We start from the raw sequence: 20613 nt of genomic DNA on the forward strand, positions 1-20613 counted from the left end.
TGTTATAACGAAAGGAAGTATATGAATATGCCATGGAATCAGAATTATACTGCGTTAGGCGGTAGTGTATTCCTAACTGCTCTTGTGGTAGCTATTCCAATCTTCTTTCTTTTTTGGGCCTTGGCTATTAAACGGATGAAAGGTCATATTGCCGGATGGTTGACGCTTCTGATAGCCATTGTTGATGTGGTTCTTGTTTATAAGATGCCTGTTGGAATAGCTATTTCTTCATCATTACTCGGTGTTGTAAATGGACTTTTCCCGATTGGTTGGATTGTGCTAACCGCCGTATTTCTCTATAACCTAACGGTTGAGGCGGGACAATTTGAGATTATCAAAAGTTCAATTTCTTCAATTTCTAGTGATAGAAGAATGCAAGCTTTGCTCATTGCGTTTTCATTTTCGGCCTTTATGGAAGGGGCTGCAGGCCAAGGCGCACCTGTTGCAATAGCAGCAGCGATGTTAATTGGTTTAGGTTTTCCTCCGTTGCAGGCCGCAATTGTTTGTCTTGTTGCAAATACTCCACCAGTTCCGTTTGGGCCTGTCGGAACACCTACGATCATGATGTCGTCGGTTACAGGTATTAGCGATTTACTTCTTGCTCAAGGTGTTGGCCGTAACATGTCCTTTATCGCTCTGATTATTCCTATTTTCATGTTGATTGTGCTAGCTGGATGGAAAAACACGAAGGACGTTTTACCAGCGGCTTTCGTTGTAGGTATTGGTTATGCAATCCCGAACATTCTTATTACACAATATTTAGGCGTTGCTCTTCCTAGTATTGTGTCGCCTATTGTTTCTTTGATTGCTTTAACGGTATTTCTAAAGTTCTGGCAACCCAAAACAATTTGGCGCTTCCCTAACGAAGGTACTTCAGAAGACTCTAAGATAACCTATACCAGTGGTCAAATTTTTAAAGCTTGGTCCCCTTTCTTAGTCCTAATGATTGTAATGGGTATTTGGAGCACCCAAGGGTTCAAAGATTTAATAGCTAAAAAACTTCAATGGTTTGTTAATATACCGCATTGGCCAGGAGTCGATGGCTTAGTCATGAAAACTGCGCCTATTGTCGCTAAGCCTGCGGTTTATGCTGCAAGCTATAAATGGGATTTTTTTGCGGCTGCAGGTACCGCCATGTTGATTTCAGCGTTGATTACCATGCTTATTTTAAAGATTAGTCCTGCACGTGGAGCAAAAGTCTTTGCTCAAACCTTTAAGCAACTCGTTTTTTCACTAATCACCATTGCATCCGTTCTTGGTTTGGCATATCTTGCTAACTACTCAGGTATGTCTTACACCCTGGGGTTAGCATTTGCCTCTACAGGCGTTATTTTCCCAGTCTTCTCGCCAGTGCTTGGTTGGTTAGGCGTTTTCTTAACAGGATCAGTAACCTCTTCTGCTGCTTTATTCGGAAAGCTTCAACAAGTTACCGCAGGTCAGTTGGGACTCAACCCGGTTTTAACAACATCAGCAAATCTGATTGGTGGCGTTATGGGAAAGCTTATTTCTCCTCAGTCCATCGCGATTGCTTGTGCTGCTACAGGTTTAGTGGGTAAAGAGAATGAGATATTCAGAAGGACTTCTAAATATTCACTTATGCTCCTTGGTGTTGTTATTGTTATGATTTTAGTACAAGCGTATATGTTCCCAGGAGTAATTCCAGAAATCGCTTCGTCAGCGATTCATTAAGCGAACTAATCACAAAGGAAATGATTATTGTCCTTATTTTTATCAAATTGCGTCAGGAGGTCCATTATGAGTGACAGAGTCTTTAACCTAGATGAATTAGCGAAGTTTGATGCCAATGTTCCTCAAAAAGTACTGGTTTACCAAACTGACAAAACTTTAGCGGCTATGTGGTGTCTGGAACCTGGTCAAGATGTGTTCCTTCATGCCCATCCAAATGGCGATGATGTTTGGATTTGCTTAGAAGGGGAATCAGGACTGTATTTTGCAGGAGAAGGCGAAGAAATTCCGATTAAAAAGGGTATGGCAATTCTCGCCAAGGCGGGTCAAACTCATGGCATGCGTAATACCGGAAAAGACCGCTTTGTGTTCGTTGGCGTCTGCGGACCGGTACCCCTTGAGACGGTAAGATTATCGAATTAAAGATAGAATAATTTTTAATGTTCCTTACAGAAGTCGCCTTTTCATGTTGAAAAATATCTACATAAAAAGGCGACTCAGATTTTATCTAATCGCTTATACAATTTGCTGAAAAAAGGGAAAAAACACCTTTATTTGATTCGAGAGTTTAACGAAATGGAGTAATATAAAGTTCTTTTTGGAGCTGAAATCTTTTAGAACATTAAAGGAGCATTACTATGTCTATTAAACTCAAGTTGCCACTATTCATCTCACTTTTAGTTGCCGTCGCACTTATTGTCACTAGCGTTTCTGTATATTTCTCTGTCTCGAAGGTGGTTACAGCTCAAAGCAACAAAGAATTAGAGACAAATGCTTTACGTGCAGGGAAGGATATTGAGAATCTAATTAACGAAGAAAAAACAATTACATATTGCTTATCCCAAAATCGTGCTCTGGTTGAGCTGTTGGAAGACCCTGCAAATGCAGATGCTAAAAATGAGGCTAATGCTTTTCTGGCTCAATCGTTCAAGCAGATGCCCAATCACCAACATATACAAGTTAATAATAATCAAGGCATTATTGTTGCGGATAGCGACCCTAAAAATATAGGTTCAAATTCCTCAGCACGAGACTATTTTAAACAGGCTATTCAAGGAAAGGAAAACATCAGTCAAGTTCTACAATCGAATGTTGGTAATCATGACAATATCATTGTTATTGCATTTCCGATTAAAGATGATTCTGGAAAAGTTATTGGAGTTTTGGGAAATGTAGTGACAACTAATTTTTTTAGTAACGATTTGGGAACAGTAAAACCTGGACAAGCGGGATACGCGTATTTACTTGACGACACTGGAAAAATGTTAGTCCATCCTGATAACACCTTAATTAATCAGAAAGTTCCTGTTCCAGAAATACAGGTAATTTCGGATAAAGGAGAAAAACCCACTGAGTTAGCCGTTAAATCTATGCAATATAATTATCAAGGGCAAGCGCGTGTCATGAGTTACTCAATTATCCCAGGGACAAATTGGTTATTAGCTATTACCAGTACCCAAGCGGATGTGAATGCCCCAGTTCGTGGGATTATGGTAACCATGTTAATTATTCTCCTCATTGTTATTGTGATTGCAGTCTTTTTAGGGATTGGTATTTCTCGTACCTTTACAAAGCCAATTTCATCTTTAAATCAAGCAATGGGCAAAGTTGCAAATGGTGATTTTAGAGTTACGATGGACATAAACTCAAAAGATGAACTCGGAACTCTATCCCGTAGTTTCAACGATATGGTGGAAAAGGTTCGAGGGCTTTTAATTAATATGAATGAAGCCATTAATAACCTAAACGCCTATAGTAGTAATCTAGATGAGTCAGCAAGAACCACGGCTGTTTCGGTTGAACAAACCTCTATGACTACTCAACAAATTGCGAAAGCCATTGAGTCCCAAGCGTCAGGGACAGAATCGGCTTCCATGAAGATTTCCGCACTAGGGGAAGAAATCGAGCAAATCAATGAACAATCCGAACTCATGAAACAAACATCGGATGAGATTAGTGAGATTGTAAATCGCGATAAAGCTGTCGTAGAAAAGCTCTTAGCGATAACCGAACAGAATGAACAAGAAGTAGAGAAGATTTCTGAAGTAACCCAAGAACTTGAAAAGAGCTCAAACAATATTGGGGATATAACCCTAGTCATTAGCGGGATAGCCGAACAAACCAACCTACTGGCACTCAATGCTTCGATTGAGGCCGCCAGAGCAGGGGAAGCAGGGCGAGGATTTGCAGTTGTAGCTGAAGAAATACGAAAACTTGCTGAACAATCTACTGATTCGGTTAAAAGGATTGATCTAATTATTAAAGAAGTTCAGAATGGGACGCTAAGAAATGCAACTTCCGTGAATGCAATCCAAGCAATTGTTCATGAGCAAATGGAGTACGCATCTAAAACTCAGGTAGCATTTGATAAAATCTTTAATAAGATTCAGGAAATATTAAATAAAATTCTTTCAACCGCAAGTGCCTTAGATATGATGAATCGAAGTAAAGATGATGTCATTGCTTATATGCAAAATATATCAGCATCGAGTGAAGAAGTTTCCGCTTCGGTTGAAGAAGTAACGGCTACCTCCGAAGAACAAACTGCAATGGTCGAACAACTCGCCCAGTTAGTTCAATCAATTAACGGTTTGTCAAATGAACTCGTGACAAAGAGTTCTGTTTTTAAATTCTAATAAGATAATAAAAAGTAAGAATCATAACACTCTTAAAAAAACGATTTCCTTTTGCAGGTGAAAGAAGCAAGGGGGCGTTCTTTTGCTTCCTTCTTTGATTGCTGATCATTGCGTTAGGAAATGATAACCTGGTTGAATAAAGGGTTCGCTCAAATAAGAAAGTAATTCTTATTTGAGCGGATCTTTTTATTGCTCTTTATTGTCCCGGAACACAAATAATGCCCTCAACAATTCCTACTGGGAAAGTCAAGGGCTTAATAGTTTACTTCAAAGTTATTTGGATATTCACGAACGTTTAGGAAAAGCCTAGTGCGGACCCACATGCTAGGTGGTGTGGGAGGACGGGGGCTAATCGCCCCCCCCTACTCGATTTGCTATTCCGAAAGCAGTAGGGAGCAATTGAATTTTAATTGGTTAATAGATGGGCAACCAAAAGATTGTCTATTTGACCAGTAAATCCTACAAGTTCGAACCCAGTCAGGAAATGTTACACAGAAGTTCCTAGGAGTGCTATGTTACCAGAGATGGTGAGGGATTTTTTAGGAGATTTAGTCCGAGCAATAACTGGCACGATTATTGCAATGAATAGTCTTTAGAAATTTCAAGGAGGTCATCATTATGAAAGAAATACTAACAAATAAAGCTGCTGCCCCGGTTGGACCGTATTCTCAAGCAATTGAGGTATCAAATCTCGTCTTTACTTCTGGGCAACTTCCTGTAAATCCTGAGACTGGAGAAATCGATCAAGATAATATAGAGTGGCAAACGAATCAGGTATTGAATAACCTTAAGGCAATTCTTGAGAGGGCCGGGACGAATTTTAACAATGTTGTTAAGAGTACAATCTTCTTAAAAGATATGAATGATTTTGCCACTGTCAACAAAATTTATGGTGAAGCATGTGGAAAGCTTTTTCCGGCACGTTCATGTTATCAGGTTGGGAAATTGCCTAAGGATGCGCTGATTGAAATTGAAGTTATAGCGGTAAAAAACAATTAGTCTTAGTTCATGATTCAGAGATAGGGTTAACGTAATTGGTTATAATGAGGCAACACATTCCTTGATATATGTGTTGCCTCACTGACTATTTATGCAGCCTGGAGTTAAAAATGGAGGAAGATTATTAGAAATGGGTTAACCAATAAATCACCAATGTTGCTCGGTTTAAATATTAAATATCGGGGTTAATATTGTACTTGAGGTTAAATCAGGGTTTAAAAAACAAGAAAGTTGGACTATTGGACATATGTAAAGTATTTTATTCCGCCTAGAACGAAAATTTAGAAAATAGCGACAGAGTTGGTGAGATTATTGCATTGATTACCGGACAGGTGATTGAAGCAATCATCAATATCAGCATGAGGGGGATTTAACTTGACTCACATCAGAATTACATCCGGCGAATTTATCTTTGTCGCACAACTGGAAGAAGAAAAAGCTCCCAAAACAAGTGAATGGTTCCTAAACTTATTACCTTTTAAAGCTCGAATGATTCAGGCTCGCTGGAGTGGTCAGTCAACTTTTATTGATCTGAAGGACCTCGGTGCAAATATTCCTTACGAAAGCCCTACCAGCCATCCGTCAAAAGGAGAAATCCTTATGTATCCCGGCAAAGAACTAAGTAATGGCGAGATTCTTATACCATACGGTGGTACATGCTTTGCTTGTCCACGTGGTCAAATCGCAGGGAATCACTTTCTCACTATTGTTGAGGGTAACCAACGACTCCCGGAGCTTGGTAGGAAGACTCTCTATGAAGGGGCACAGGAGATAGTATTCGAGAGAAGAGTATAACCCCCCGTCCTTATTAACGGAGGTGATTTTAGGGAAAGTACATTTTAAACCGGCTACTATATTGTCGGTATTTGTGCAGTGGCTGTCGCAGGATCGATCTGTGCTGTGCTCGATGTACTCTGTGGATATTGCGGTGGAATAGTGGACCATATCATCATGAGAATTGTTGAGACTTTAATCGCTCTGCCGAATATTTTACTCATGCCCGTATTTGTTAGTGTGTTCGGTCCTAGTGTGGTAACCCTTATTCTAGTAATGGGGGGAACCACTTGGACGGGTTATACCCGACTCATACGTGGAGAGGTCCTCAGTTAAGAGAACGGGATTTTGTCCGGGCAGCTCGTTCTATCGGGACAAAGGACAGAGTGATTATGTTTAGACATATCATAGCTAATGTTTTTTCAACCTTTATTGTTGTATGTACCATGAATGTAGCAGGAGCTATTCTCTCTGAAGCTTCTCTAAGTTTCCCTGGTCTGGGCATTCAACCCCCTACGATTTCCTGGGGATATATGCTGAACGAGGGAAGAATGTACTTAGCGACTAGCTGGTGGTTAGCAACCTTCCCTGGCCTTGCAATCACAACAACTGTATTAGGTATTATTTTCCTCGGAGACTGGTTACGTGACGTATTTGACCCGCGTTCACAAGGCCGCCGGTTGTAGAGGGAGGGAAGTATAATGCAAAACTACGAAATATTACTGGATGTACAAGATTTGCGAACTTGCTTCCAGACGGATCATGGAGAATCGCGGGAATGGACATATGGTGGCCTGCCATTATCCTCTTGAAGTCAGTCAGGGAATAATATTCGAATACTCGAACAAAGTCGTTATTAATCAATAGTTATCTTACATCTAAAGGACATGTGACAGTCGCCACCAGGACATGCAAAATATGGTCTTCTAATTCACATTGTTATTTTCACAGCTAAATGTTTCAAATAAGGTTAAAGGGGTGGAACTATGATTAACAAAGAAAGATTGTTTAATCGGATTTTAGAAGTTGGAGAAATCGGAAGACAGGAATCCGGTGCAGTGAATTGCCTTGCTTTCACGCCTGAGGATAAGTCTGCAGTCGACCTCGTTGCTACTTACATGAGAGAGGCCGGATTAGAGGTCCGTATGGATGCCGCAGGTAATTTAATCGGGCGCAAAGAAGGGAGAAATCCGAAGGCGTCTGTAGTGATGACAGGTTCGCATATTGATACTGTTTATGATGGAGGAATGTTCGACGGTCGTCTAGGGATTTTAGGAGGAATTGAAGCACTTCAGACCATGAATGAACAGGGTATCATCACGGAACATCCTATAGAGGTTTATATCTACCGTGACGAAGAAGGAACACGTTTTTCGAGTGGCTTCTCCGGTGCAAGGCATCTCGTGGGAGCAAATAAACCTGAAATACTAGCTCACACCGATAAGGATGGGATAACAATCGCTGAGGCTTTAAGGGCAAATGGAATAGACCCGGAACGTGTTAGTGAAGCCGCTCTACCACCCGGCTATGCTAAAGCCCAAGTCGAATTACACATTGAACAAGGTAAAGTCCTCGAAAGTCATAACCTATCTGTCGGTGTTGTCACAGGAATCTGCTGCCAAACGAGGGGGAAACTTGTCCTTACAGGGGAAGCCGGCCATGCGGGAGCAACTCCCATGAATCTACGCCGTGATCCGCTGGTTGCTGCGGCTGAGATTATTCAGGTCATCGAAAAAGCTGCCCAAAACAAAGAAACTGCGGTCGCAACAGTGGGTAGAATCAACGCATTCCCTGGCGGAGTCAATGTTATTCCGGGGATGGTTGAGCTCAGTATTGATGTTAGAGCGCAGTCTACAGAGACTCGTGATGCAGTTTTAGAGGAAATATATGCCCAGGCTAAAGAAATCTGCATCAGGCGTGCTATAGAGGTTGACCTTCAGATATTTAGTAAAGGGAGCGCACCGAAACCCTGTTCAGAGGATATACAAGAGGCAATATGCGAGTCCTGCGAGACACTTGGATTGCCTGTCTTTAAACTTCCTAGTGGTGCGGGTCATGACTCAGGGAGTTTTGCCAACTTTTGTCCCATGGGTATGATATTTATCCGCTCGAAAGATGGAATTAGCCATAATCCAGCTGAATGGAGCTCAGCAGAGGATTGTGCTGATGGTACCAATGTTCTATTCCATACACTTTTAAAACTAGCTGTACAGGTGCAATAATCGGAGTTATCTTAATGGTACAGGGGGAATCGAGTTACTCTCGGTTCTTCCTTTTTATATTTTTGTGAGATAAGAACTCCTGCGGAGATCTTTCTTTTGGTTATGTGCATTTAACCATATGGCAGCCAATTAGTAACCGGAATGAAGCGGAAATACAACTCAATATAAAATTACTGAATCGGATTGTGATAAAGCTTGATGATTTACAGTTAATGATAGTAGTAAGCGTCTGAAAATTATCATATTTTGACTATTTTTAGACCCTTGCGGCTATTTTAATATTACAAAATAAAGCATCTTCTATGATTACTCGCTGAGAAATACTTTCTTTCTTACTCAGCAAAATTAACTCGAATATGGCATGCTTTTTGCAATTGATTATATGTAAAGCGCTTAAGTCTATTATTTATCCCTATGTGAAAAGGGGGAGTGGTTAAAAGTCTAGTCAATGTTTTATAGAAGAGACCGAAAAAATTCAATAATGATGGAGGAAAAAGTCATGGCAGAAAAAAATCAAGTCGTAAAAGCGCCTCAAGCAAAGCAGCCCTTTTATAAAGGAATGTTCTTTCAGATTATGGCTGCAATGGTCATTGGTATTATTGTAGGTTGGTTATGGCCCGCATTTGGATCACCGCTTAAGCCAGTGGTAGACGGTTTCATTAAATTGATTAAGATGGTAATTGCCCCAGTCGTTTTCGGAGTTGTGGTCGTAGGTATCGCAAAGGTTGGAGATATCAAGACAGTTGGCCGTATCGGTGGAAAAACCATTCTCTACTTTGAGATCGTGACTACCATAGCTTTGGCAATCGGAATGATTACAGCTAATATCATCCATCCCGGAGCGGGAATGCATATCGATCCTTCCAGCCTAAGTGAAAAGGCCTTGGTAGCGCAAACCAAAGGAGCACAAATCCCTTCTACGGTAGATTTTATCCTTAACATCATCCCGAACAGTGTCGTCGGAGCATTTGCGAATAATGAACTTTTACAGGTGTTGCTGTTCTCTCTCCTCTTTGGCTTTGCCCTTCTTAAAATGAAAAAAGAGCGTGCAGAAGTCGTTATAGATGCTATCGAGCATTTCAATGAAGTCATCTTTAAGATGATTGGCTTCTTCATGAAGCTTTCAGTGCCTGTCACCTTTGCAGCCATGGCATATAGCATTGGTTTGTATGGTTTGGATATGCTGATTTCATTTGGTAAGTTAATTGGTGCAATGGCTGGGGCCTCATTATTGTTCATTGTTGTGTTAGGCATTATTGTAAGAGTATTCGCAGGAATTGGAATATGGCAACTGATCCGCTACATCCGCGAAGAAATAGTCATTTCTTTTGCAACAGGTTCGACGGAGGTTTGCATGCCGCGTTTGATGGCAAAATTCGAGCATGCAGGGTGTCACAGCTCAGTTGTCGGGTTAGTAGTACCAACTGGCTACTCCTTTAATCTAGATGGTGCTTCCCTTTATCTGTCACTTTCGGTAGTATTCCTTGCTCAAGCGATGGGTATCGATATGAGCATTGCACAACAGCTTACTCTTTTAGGTATTCTTATGCTAACCTCTAAGGGGATGGCAGGAATACCGGGCTCAGCTTTCGTAGCTCTTACAGCGAGCGCCTCGGCGACAGGTCTGATCCCAGCTGCGGCAGTAACCCTAATGTTTGGACCGGACCGTTTTATGGGAAAGATTCGTGTCTTTGTTAACATCGTCGGGTACGCATGCGCAACCTTCGTGGTTGCACGTTGGGAGCGTTTGCTAGATGTCAATCGTGCTAAGGATGTCCTTTCTGGGAGAATTGCCGAGCTTGATTTGAATAACGAAGAAGTTCAAAGCGCGGCGAAATAGTCCAGAGAAGAAGGTATAAGGTCGATATTAAAAGGAGAAGGGGGCAATCAGAATCAGAGATTCAGCAGCGTGTTCACCAAGTGCACCGATATTGAAGATGCGATATAATGTTTTGATGTTTCTCTGGGCCTGCTCTCTTCTTTCCCTTTTCGACCGAATGGTGATCAATGTTTCGCTACCTTTAATAGGCCGAGAATTTGCTGTCAATGAGGCTGCTCAAGGGTTTATTATTAGTCTTAGCTTTTTGAGCGTTTCTCTCTTTCAAATTCCCGGTGGTTTGATAACAGATAAAATCGGCCCAAGAAAGGCCCTAACTCTCTCGATGGGTTGGGCTGCGCTTTTCATTCCTCTAACTGGGTTGGCTTTTTCTTACCCTCTTATGTTGCTCATTCGCTTCTTACTTGGGGCAGGTGGTTCACTTTCAGCGGGGGCACCTATGAAAATCATGGCAACCTATTTTCCCCTTAAAGAACGGGCTACGGCTAACGCCATAAGATCATCTGTCAATAGTTTAGCGCCGGCGATTGCTACGATAGTCGCGGCTGCGGTTATTGGAACGTATGGGTGGCGTGTGGTTTTTGTAATGCTTGGAATCCCAGGGGCAATGATTGTCTTATATTTATTGTTCAGGTTTAGGGATAATCCGCTCGACTGTCCCAAGATATCTAAGAGCGAACTCACTGAAATCCAGACAGCTTCGGAATTAGAAGGCTACTCTGACGAGGAAGTTTCTAAAATAACGTATAGAGAGTTTCTAGGAAAACCGATCCTCTGGCAACTCATTTTAATCTGGTTTTTCTTTGATTTTACCTATTGGGGCTTTACATCGTGGCTACCTTCTTATCTTCTGAAGGCAAGGGGATTCACATTGGTTAAGACTGGGATGTATGGTGCGCTGCCGTATTTGATCGGAACGGCTTCGATGATCTTTGGTGGATACTTGTCAGATCGCTTCATAGGGAAAAGAAAATGGGTATTTGTCCCGAGTGCTTTGGTCGCTGCGTTAGCCTTATATCTAATGGTTTATGCATCAACAGACAGGATATTAATCATTTACCAATGTATTGCAGCTGCCTTCATGTTCATTGCTTTTGGCTCCTTTGGCGGCATTCAGTTCGATAGTTTACCGAAACATATCATGGCCTCGGCTTCTGCTACAGTGGGCGCCGCAGGCCAGATTGCAGGGATTATTTCACCATTCCTACTCGGTTACCTGATTCAAATTAATGGGGGGTCCTATAGTCACGCCTTTTTTGTGATAATTGCAAGCCTTGTTCTCGCTGCTGGTGTAGCACTTACCATTAAGAATAGAAAATGCAGATAGAAAATGTCATGAAAGGTGGAGGAGAAAAAATGAGTCAGAAGATATCTTTTGCTGTTACCGGTGATTCACTTACAGTCACAAGGTTACCAAAAGAGGACCCGAAGCTCGTTGCAATCAGGGAATTGTTAATGAAGTCGGATGTGCGCTTTACAAATCTTGAGACTTCCATTCATAATTACGAAAATGACGTTTATCCGTCCAAACATAGTGGCGGAGACTGGATTGCCGCACCACCTTCCGTAATATCCGATATGGTTTGGTTGGGATTTAACCTGCTAGGTGCTCCCAACAATCATAGTATGGATTGGTCTCATAATGGCTTAGTTAGGACGATTGAAAATCTTGAGCGAGAAGGTGTAACCTATGCGGGTATAGGGAGAAACTTATCTGAAGCAAGTCGTCCCAGGTATTTCGAAACTGCGAAGGGTCGTGTGGCGCTTGTCGCAGTGAATACAAGCTTTCGCGACTGGCATCCTGCAGGGGAACAACGGAAGGATTTTATCGGGAGACCGGGAATTAATGCGTTACATTTTACTACGGTTCATAGAATCTCCGAAGAAGCTATGCAAAGCTTAAAGGTAGTAGCAGGCCAAACTGAAATCAATAAACGAATTAAGAATAATCAGGATGGGACATTCAACTTTGGGGAGCATCTTTTCGAAGTCGGTGAACCTGGAACCTATACAAAAATGGACCAAAATGATGCAAAGCGAATTGAGAGAGCGATTAAAGAGGCTCAAAGGCAGGCCGATATCGTACTCGTAAGTGGTCATTCGCATGAGATGAAAGGAAAAGATAAGCAAGAGTTAGCTGATTTCCAACGCGAATTTGCCTATATGTGTATTAATGCAGGGGCACATGCCTATATTGGCCATGGACCTCATGTTTTAAGAGGAATTGAAATCTATAATGAGCGGCCAATTTTCCATGGACTCGGGGATTTCTTTTATCAATGCGAACTCATCGAAAAGGCACCTTCAGAGTTTTATGAGAAATTCGGCAATCTAAGTTCTGAGCAGTGTACTGCTGATGGATATGACTTTAGAATTGCCTCAGGCGGCTTGTTGGGTGAAACAAATCCGAAGTGTTTTGAATCTGTAATCGGCACTTTTGATTTTGTAGAGGGTAAACTTCAGAATGTAGCTATTCATCCGGTTACGCTCGGTTTTAATCAGCCTCGTTCCCGAAAGGGATCTCCTGAGCGGGCTTCCGCCGAAGACGGAGAAAGAATTCTTAAGGAAATGCAGGAGCTTTCCGCGAAGTTTGGAACGACTATCGAAGTTAAAGATGGCGTCGGGATTGTGAAACTTAGCTAATAGCTCGTTAGAGGAAAAGTAATTTATATTTTTCGTTAGCTTCAGTAGAAGACACCAGCAGGGTCTTCTGCTGAAGCTTTCTTTGTACTGTCAGAAAGTATAAGCTTCGTATATACTTTTCAAGCATTAGTGCAACCAACGACTTCGCCTTTCTTTTATGCACTATAAAGGCTCGGCGAAGCCGGGTTTTCTTTATAATAGACAAATGGGCTGCACAGAGAGTGGCAGCCCAAATAGTAGGAAAGCAATAAAGAAAGCTATTTTAGTGGCTAACAGAGAGCTGAAGCTAATTCTTGTCCTTTCGAAGTAAGCTCAAGTCCTGATTTACCTCGATTTTTGCGAATATAACCTTTTACCGAGAGCTTATCGAGCCGTGTGCGGATTTGCTGCTCGGATAGATTGAAGCCTTGGTTGCAAGAGAGTTCAGACAGCTTCTTTCTTCCAATAGATTCCTTGCGTTGGTTGTATTTATCGATAGCTTGCATTAGGAAAAGTTCAACTTCGTCTAAGGGCAGGTTACCTACGCGACTTTGGCTGATATCCTCAGGAAGGTGATAGGGCATGATAACGTCCTCATCGCAAATTGCTAAAATATACTCTGCGGTGTTTTCCAATTCTCGAACGTTGCCGGGCCAATTGTAATTAAGAAGGATCTTTTCGGCATCGGATGAAATTTTAAGTTTTATATTGCTTTTGTTTTGAAGAAAATGTCGAAATAGAGCGAGGATATCCTCTTTTCGTTCACGCAGGGGAGGGAGATTCAGATAGAGTTTTTTTAGACGGTAATAGAGATCTTCTCTGAAAAGAGATTTCTCAACCTGTTCAAGTAGATTTTTATTAGTCGCTGCGACCACGCGAACATCGACAGGGATGATCGTATTTCCGCCGACCTTCAGGATTTCTTTTTCCTGTAGGACTCTGAGTAGACGGAGTTGAATTTTAGGTGGAATATCCCCAATTTCATCGAGGAAGATAGTCCCACCGTTTGCCATTTCAAATAAGCCAATTCTTCCACCTTTTTTGGCACCTGTAAAGGCACCCTCTTCATAGCCGAAAAGCTCGCTCTCAATCAAATCTTCGGGTAAAGCGGAGAAATTAACTGCGAGAAAGGGGCCGTTTCGCCTTGGGGAGTAGTTATGAAGGGCGCTTGCGAAGAGTTCCTTTCCAGTGCCGCTTTCCCCAAGAATTAATATATTATAGTCGCTTTGAGCTAATTTTTTCCCTTTTTCGATAGTTGAGGTTATGACTGGAGATTTGTGTATGATATTTTCGAAAGAGTATTTGCCGTAATATCCTTGCTTTTTTAATTCTTTACGCAACCGACTTTCCAGGTTGATTCGTTCACGCGCATTCTTTATCGTACAAACATAAGATTGAGAGGACTCTAAGTATATTTTTCCAAAAAGGTATTCGGTCTGTGAGATACTAAACATACAATCATTAATTTTATCATCAAAGAAAAAGTCTACCATGGTTTTTGTGACTAGAGATGATGTTCTGAGATCCTCATTGTTTTTGATACCCAATATCTTTTCGGCATTAGTATTTGTTGTTGTTACGAAGCCAGTTTTCTTGAACGAAAAAATTCCATCATCCACACTGTTTATGACCTTAAAAAGAAATTCATTAATATTTTTAATGTTTTGGGCATAATCATGTAATTCCATACCCTGGGAAATGATTTTATTTAGATATTTAGCGGAGACAAGGTGTGCTCGGTCATCAAATAAGCTAAGTGCTTGGAGAAGTTCGACAATAGTGGTCAAATCCAATATTCTTGTCCCAATGTTAATGATAGGTGCTAAGCCTGGGGGGCACATCGACTCTTCTCCCGGAGTGATGACATAGTCAAAATCATAGGATTGAAGCCTACAGTTCGGATAATATGGGGTAAAGTTAAAGCTGCTGAAACCTGCACGCTGGAGAATTTCGGCAACTTCTATTGCGGTATCATAGGTGTCATTAACCATAAGAATACGACTATCTTTTTGTAGAGGGTACAGTTTGTCCAATTTAGAAAAATTCAAAGTTCTGCGAGCTACAATGATCTTACAAGATTCGTCAATACAGGGTAGGGCCTTATCGCGAATACTTGAAGAAGTTACAAGCACGACCGAATTGAATATCTTTTGCATGCTCCCTGTTTCAATCGAATAGCTGATTATATGAATTTCCCTCGAAAATAATTCGTTTAGCTGTTCTTCTAGTTTTAACCTCGTTGACTCAGTACCGGAGATAAGTACAAATCTCATCATTTTTTATCGCCCCCTAACCCATTATAGCTGATTTATCAGTAACTTTAAACGCTAGTTAGTTAGAGAAAGCAGCAAATTCGCCGAAATTCGTGACAATGGTAAAAATAAAGAACTATTGTTAAACGGTAAGAGTAATTCCTTACTCGATGCTCACAAGATATGGATGAATATCTCTCGACTGCAGCCAGCAATAAAGCACAGTATGGTTATAACAATCCAAAAGTTGATGAATTATTAAACAAAGCCCGTAACAACATGAATTTTGAAGAGCGCAACAAACAGTATCAACAAGTTCAAGAAATCTTAGCAGATGAGGTTCCCTATATTCCGTTATGCCTAAAGCACTATTTTCGGCTGTCAGTGACAGCGTCTCATTTAAGTCCACACCTGATAAAATGATGGATGTACGGGATATGAAGAAAAAGCAAAGGTCGCCACCTCTGACTTTTCGAAGCAGAGGTGGTTTTTCGTTTTACCCTAGTTGAAAAGATTTTTAATTCAGCTTTGGGGGCAAATGGTTTATTAATGGGTGGTTTATAATTAACCAAAATCATTTAGCGAAAATATGCATGGTTTAATATATACCTGTAAAGTGGGCTAGTTCCGCGTAGTTCCTTGAAAAGCATGGCGTAGGTTTGATTATGTTTTAAGGTTCAAGCAAGAAAAGTAAGTCTTAGTGCTGGCATGCAAATTGCAATAAGTAATATTTAAGACTAAAATATTAAATACACAATTATGGAGGAGATTGAACAATGACACGCATTAAAATTACTTCTGGCAAATTCACTTTCATCGGAAGATTGAACGAAGAACAATGTCCTAAAACCTGTGAATGGTTTCTTAACCTTTTACCCTATAAAGAAACTATGATTCACGTATCCTGGAGTGGTCAGGCAAGTTTCATTCGTCTACAAGACCTTGGTCACGGAGTACCTTTTGAAAACCCAACGAGTCGTCCGTCCAAAGGGGAAGTTCTAATGTATCCAGGAAATATTCCTAATTTACAAATGGGAGGAGAAATCTTCCTTCCATGGGGCGGAAATGTTTTTGCATGCCCTAATGGAAATCTGGTTGGGAATCATTTCATGACGATTATTGAAGGGAATGAGCACTTGGCCGAATTTGGTAGAATCGTTCATCTACAAGGGGGTCAGGAAATAGTATTTGAGAAGTTGGATGATCGATAACGTTACAACTGAATAGTTCTGTATAAGAACATATTGAATTCCCAACAGGCAACACATTATCTGATCATGTGTTGCCTGTTTTTATTGTTTTGGATTGGTTTTGACCATAGTCCAATAGCAGTCCATCAATATCTATTAAGTAAAGTTAATTGAAGAAAATGAAAATTACATTCCTAATGGTTTTAAATAGTTCAATCTATTATCAACCAAAAATAACCATATAAGCTTTATCGTTTAAGAATTTATTGTAAAGCCTTTCTGATTTAGACTTCAAACAAATAAAACTTTAGGTTGATAGTCAAAGTTATTGAGTATTTACAGTTTTAGTAGCTTGATTAAAACAAAATTTTAGAAAAGTCTTTGTATTGGCATATTTTTTGCAATTAAATGTTGCAAGTTGTCAAAAGTCTACGGAGTCAAGCTCCACCTGAAGAACGGTTCCTTTTATGAGATATATGAGAGGGGGACGACAAAGAAATAATTACGAGTTAAATTTATTATTGTCCTAGGAATTGAACCAAAGAATAGCAGTTTATTCGGAAAAAAGAGGAGGATATCATTATGAGTAGAACATCATCAGCTTACGGTGATAGTCGCTATGGGCGTTTCTTAGCGTCACTCGAGAAAATCGGAAATCGATTTCCGCATCCATTTGTCTTATTTATTGGTTTTTTTGTAGTTTTATGTATTGTTTCGGCGATCTTTGCTTCATTAGGATCATCGGTACAAGTGCCTGGGGCGAAGGAGACCTTATATATTAAGTCTATCCTTACCTTAGAAGGCTTCCTTTATATGCTCGATAATGTTATTAAGAACTTTATTAACTTCCCCGGATTAGGGAACGTATTCTTTATGGTTATGACAGTCACGGTAGCCCAGGGCAGTGGTGTATTGGAGACTGCTGTACGTGCACTGATGTCTAAGGTTCCAGCTAAACTTGTCCCTTATGCGGTAGCCTTCGTTGCTGCTCAAGGCCATATTTTCTCAGATGCATCCTACTTTGTCATCGCACCCCTCGGAGCATTCGCCTTCAAAGCAGCAGGTAGAAACCCAGTCGCAGGACTTATTGGGGCCTATGCAATCCTGCAAGGAGGGTATGCAGGCGGAATGGTCCTAGGTACTCTGGATGCTACCTATGTTGCCATTACAGAAAGGGTAGCTCAGTTAGTGCCAGTTCATGGAGGATATATCGTACACATTGCTATGAATATCTTCTACACGGCGACCGTTGGAATTCTATTTCCAATTGTTGGAGGGTGGATTATTGCAAATGTACTTGAACCTCGTCTACCAGCATTTACGATGGGGAAATCGGAGAATAAAAATGGTGAGGTAGGATTTGACCTCAATCCTGAACAACGTCGTGGTTTGCTTTGGAGTGGTATTGCATTCATTATCTTTGTTGGTGCAGCTTTAGCTGCCTGGTTGCTTCCCTGGGGAATCCTAAGGGGTAAAGGTGGCACCTTGGTACCATCCCCGCTTCTTACTAATATGGTTCTTATCATTGGTGCTGCATTTATCATTCTCGGAGTAGTTTATGGCAGAGTTGCAAAAACCTTTAATAAGGATACCAATGTCAATTCCTTAATGAAAAAAGGGTTGCAGAATATATCCAGTGCGACGGTGATTATCTTTATTATCGCTCAGGTACTAGCAGTGCTTACTTGGACGAATCTCGGAACCCTATTTGCAGTAAACCTTGCACAACTCGCTGAATCTGCTGGCTTGACAGGCTTTGGAGCTCTGCTACTTCTTGTTTTAGTCTCTGCTATTCTTAATATGATTATTACCGGTGGTGGATCCCTTTGGTCGTTAGTGGGTCCGGTAATGGTGCCGAGTATGATGCTTCTGGGATTACATCCGGCAGTTATTCAGGCTGCTTTCCGTATTGGGGACTCGACAACAACCCTAATTACCCCTTTATCCATTTGGATGTATGTCCTCCTCAACATGGCTAAAGAATACGAACCTGATCTTGAACTTGGTACCCTGATGTCCCGTCTTGCAATATTCGTCGTTCCGTTCTTTGCAGTATGGATTGGTGCGCTCGCCATCTTCTACTTCCTTGGTTTGCCCCTTGGACCGGGTACGGGAATTTTCTTGCCTAAGTAAGTTAAGGGGATAAGTCCTAGCATTGTAAAGGGTAAGCATATGTACGCCGTACGAATGGGGAGCCCTAACTGTAACATTAAAACGCCCCCCTTGCTTTTTAGGGGGTCTAACCTTTTCGCACAAAGATAATTCCGCACTTCAGTATCACTACTTTGCTCAGACACGCGTTGAGAGTATAATAATGATGACGTATAGTGGTTCTAAGGGCAAAAAATGAGCAAAAAACGGACTAATAGATTTTAAGAAAAAATCTAAAATTAGAGGCTAAGTCTAGGCCAATAAATGGCACTTGAACTTAGTTTCTTTTTAGCATAATAATGGAAATATTTTAATGAAACATGTATAATTAAAAGAAAATAAGTGCGAGGTGTGTTTATGAACTCTGAAATTGTGATGTATCAGACCGAAGATGGTTTGACAAAAATAGAAACTACTTTTGACAACGATACCGTTTGGCTCTCTATTGATTAAATGGCAGAGTTATTTTAGCGTGATAAGTCTACCATTTCTCGTCACATTAAAAATATTGCTTGACAGACAAGTTGGGCATCTTTAGCCAGCCCACAACTATGACCTATTATTTCACGATAATGAGATCGATGAGCAGGCGAATATAATTCCATCGGCCAGCGACCCGAACATAAGTTAAATCGCTGACTTGAAGTCCCGATGGAGTTCATTCTTGGTATCGTCTTCATTAGGTGGTTTAAGTTTACTAGACCTTAAGAGAACTGTCCATTTGAGTGTAACCTATCCAGATGATGTCCTAAAAGATTTAACTCTTTATGCAGGATATGATGTTCGAAATGAGCTTCTTGCGAAAGAAGTATATCTGGAGTTGCCAAATAATCGAGAAAAGCATAATGAGGATTTGGCTCCATATATAACGCAATATGTAAAAGAGCATCACAGGCAAGATAGAAGTCAAAATCAATTACTTAAGAACTTTTTAAAGAACCTTTTTATTTGGATAGATGAGAATCTGAAAAAGCCAAAAAAACTATTTCCGGAAATTTGTGAAAACAAGCATTAGCTCTATGCTAATGATTATGATAATTGGAAAAACTTAAATTTTATTCAGGTACTTGACAAACTGAGTTTTTGTAAGTTATATCCAATTTGCTCCTTTGTTACATTTTATTAAAGCTGATCCCTATTTTGTTAATCCAAAGCAAAATTTTAGGAAGGGAGGAGCAAAAAACAAAACAATTTAAAGGAATAGGTTCAATTTAAATCTGTTTGATGAGGGAGAGGTCTGTTGCTTGACACTTTAGAGTAGGTGTGTTTTTGATGAAGGAGGGCGTTTAAGTGAGTACTCGGCCGGAAGTTTCTTCCAAGAACCAGACGCAACGCATTGTCAAGGATGTCGACAATCAAACACAGCGCGCTGCCGCCGATTCGCAGCCTATTGACCTCAAGTCGCCTGTTCTTATGGATTTGCGACACCGGGTCGTGCCTACGCCAATCAGCGTGATGATTGCGCACGAGGACAAACTGTTCTCAGAAGGTATCGCTGCCCTAATCGACCAGTGGGCCGAGTTCCAGTTGATTGCCAAGGTCTCTAACAACGACGAGGTACTGAAGTTCACCATTGAGTATTACCCTGCGGTCATCCTGATGGGTGTGCGAATGCAGGGTGTTAAATGTAGCGAGACAATCCGCGCCATTACTGCGAACGGATTTGAGACGCATGTTATCGTCATCGCCTCTCGCAGCGAAGCCGCTGACGTCCTAGAAGCCTTGCGTGCCGGCGCCACGGGGTACGGTGTTCGCGAGGACCTCTCCGCCGACCGGCTCCGTGGAATTCTTTGGGGCGTTGCAGCCGGCGAAGTTGTACTATCAGGCTCGGTTGGCACTCGCCTCAAAGAAGAGCTTCTCAAGCCGGCCGATGCGTCGGCAATTGACGACGGTTTTTTTAATGCCCTCACTAAGCGCGAGCGAGAGGTGCTTGCCTTGCTCGTCGAAGGACTTTCCAATACGGAGATCAGTCATCAGCTTTATCTGAGTGAGCCCACCATTAAGAAGATCATCAGCCAAGTCACCGGCAAATTGCAGGTCACGAATCGGGTTCAGGCAGCAGTGCTAGCGACCCGCCATATGATGATTCGCCAACAGTAGCTATCAACAACGCTGGTTAACCGAATGATGTATTGTGCTTCTGGTAGCCAGCGCGGCATTGAAGTATATATAGGTATAAACTTTTGCGGAAGGCGTCCAAGCACGCACTTTCGTATACCCTTTATGATATCTTTGCCTAGGATG

General features: G+C 41.3%; 17 protein-coding genes and 1 pseudogene. 16 read left to right on the top strand and 2 right to left on the bottom strand.

What is annotated here, in order from left to right; all coding sequences use genetic code 11:
* The first annotated feature begins 27 nt into the window (after positions 1–27).
* The 11 genes from ACZ42W_RS06150 (at position 28) to ACZ42W_RS06200 (ending at position 12797) form a co-directional block, all read left to right on the top strand.
* Positions 28–1689 (top strand): L-lactate permease, encoded by a 1662-nt coding sequence (locus ACZ42W_RS06150; RefSeq protein WP_464169214.1) that lies wholly within the window; start codon positions 28–30, stop codon positions 1687–1689.
* A 66-nt stretch (positions 1690–1755) separates the two neighbouring features.
* On the top strand, positions 1756–2109 hold the full coding sequence (locus tag ACZ42W_RS06155) for a cupin domain-containing protein (protein ID WP_464169216.1): 354 nt from the start codon (positions 1756–1758) through the stop codon (positions 2107–2109).
* A 215-nt stretch (positions 2110–2324) separates the two neighbouring features.
* Entirely contained in the window at positions 2325–4322 is a 1998-nt protein-coding gene (locus ACZ42W_RS06160) for a methyl-accepting chemotaxis protein (protein WP_464169218.1), read from the top strand.
* A 618-nt stretch (positions 4323–4940) separates the two neighbouring features.
* Entirely contained in the window at positions 4941–5321 is a 381-nt protein-coding gene (locus ACZ42W_RS06165; RefSeq protein WP_464169220.1) for a RidA family protein, read from the top strand.
* Positions 5322–5696: 375 nt separating this feature from the next.
* Positions 5697–6116, top strand: coding sequence for a DUF3830 family protein (locus ACZ42W_RS06170; protein WP_464169222.1), 420 nt, complete (start codon positions 5697–5699; stop codon positions 6114–6116).
* A gap of 78 nt (positions 6117–6194) precedes the next feature.
* Positions 6195–6431, top strand: a complete 237-nt coding sequence (locus tag ACZ42W_RS06175) for an ABC transporter permease subunit (RefSeq protein WP_464169224.1) — start codon at positions 6195–6197, stop codon at positions 6429–6431.
* On the top strand, positions 6386–6781 hold the full coding sequence (locus tag ACZ42W_RS06180; RefSeq protein ID WP_464169226.1) for an ABC transporter permease: 396 nt from the start codon (positions 6386–6388) through the stop codon (positions 6779–6781). Before ACZ42W_RS06175 ends, ACZ42W_RS06180 begins: the two co-directional genes overlap by 46 nt.
* A gap of 300 nt (positions 6782–7081) precedes the next feature.
* Complete coding sequence (locus ACZ42W_RS06185; RefSeq protein ID WP_464169228.1) at positions 7082–8317, top strand: hydantoinase/carbamoylase family amidase; 1236 nt, start codon at positions 7082–7084, stop codon at positions 8315–8317.
* A 499-nt stretch (positions 8318–8816) separates the two neighbouring features.
* Positions 8817–10157, top strand: coding sequence for a cation:dicarboxylate symporter family transporter (locus ACZ42W_RS06190; protein ID WP_464169230.1), 1341 nt, complete (start codon positions 8817–8819; stop codon positions 10155–10157).
* 115 nt (positions 10158–10272) lie between these two features.
* Positions 10273–11481 (top strand): MFS transporter, encoded by a 1209-nt coding sequence (locus ACZ42W_RS06195; protein ID WP_464170886.1) that lies wholly within the window; start codon positions 10273–10275, stop codon positions 11479–11481.
* Between the two features lie 29 nt (positions 11482–11510).
* On the top strand, positions 11511–12797 hold the full coding sequence (locus ACZ42W_RS06200; protein ID WP_464169231.1) for a CapA family protein: 1287 nt from the start codon (positions 11511–11513) through the stop codon (positions 12795–12797).
* Between the two features lie 269 nt (positions 12798–13066).
* Here the strand turns inward: ACZ42W_RS06200 and ACZ42W_RS06205 are convergent, their stop codons facing one another.
* Positions 13067–15052: a sigma 54-interacting transcriptional regulator gene (locus tag ACZ42W_RS06205; protein WP_464169232.1), complete on the bottom strand. Its 1986-nt coding sequence runs from the start codon at positions 15050–15052 to the stop codon at positions 13067–13069.
* A gap of 159 nt (positions 15053–15211) precedes the next feature.
* Here ACZ42W_RS06205 and ACZ42W_RS06210 point away from each other — a divergent pair, with 159 nt between their 5' ends.
* The 3 genes from ACZ42W_RS06210 to ACZ42W_RS06220 all read left to right on the top strand — a co-directional run bounded on the left by ACZ42W_RS06210 (position 15212) and on the right by ACZ42W_RS06220 (position 18351).
* Positions 15212–15451 carry a hypothetical protein gene (locus ACZ42W_RS06210; protein ID WP_464169234.1) on the top strand — a complete coding sequence of 80 codons (240 nt, stop codon included), beginning with the start codon at positions 15212–15214 and terminating at the stop codon, positions 15449–15451.
* A gap of 353 nt (positions 15452–15804) precedes the next feature.
* Positions 15805–16239, top strand: coding sequence for a DUF3830 family protein (locus ACZ42W_RS06215; protein WP_464169236.1), 435 nt, complete (start codon positions 15805–15807; stop codon positions 16237–16239).
* A 561-nt stretch (positions 16240–16800) separates the two neighbouring features.
* A complete protein-coding gene (locus ACZ42W_RS06220; protein ID WP_464169238.1) occupies positions 16801–18351 on the top strand; it encodes an AbgT family transporter in 1551 nt (516 codons plus the stop codon).
* Between the two features lie 527 nt (positions 18352–18878).
* Here ACZ42W_RS06220 and ACZ42W_RS06225 read toward each other — a convergent pair.
* Positions 18879–19009 (bottom strand): annotated as a pseudogene (locus ACZ42W_RS06225) (IS3 family transposase); the annotation flags it as partial.
* An 81-nt stretch (positions 19010–19090) separates the two neighbouring features.
* Here ACZ42W_RS06225 and ACZ42W_RS06230 point away from each other — a divergent pair.
* Complete coding sequence (locus ACZ42W_RS06230; RefSeq protein WP_464169240.1) at positions 19091–19384, top strand: hypothetical protein; 294 nt, start codon at positions 19091–19093, stop codon at positions 19382–19384.
* A 275-nt stretch (positions 19385–19659) separates the two neighbouring features.
* Positions 19660–20469 (top strand): LuxR C-terminal-related transcriptional regulator, encoded by an 810-nt coding sequence (locus tag ACZ42W_RS06235; RefSeq protein WP_464169242.1) that lies wholly within the window; start codon positions 19660–19662, stop codon positions 20467–20469.
* The last annotated feature ends 144 nt before the right edge of the window (positions 20470–20613 follow it).

This window comes from Desulfitobacterium elongatum, from assembly GCF_055378975.1.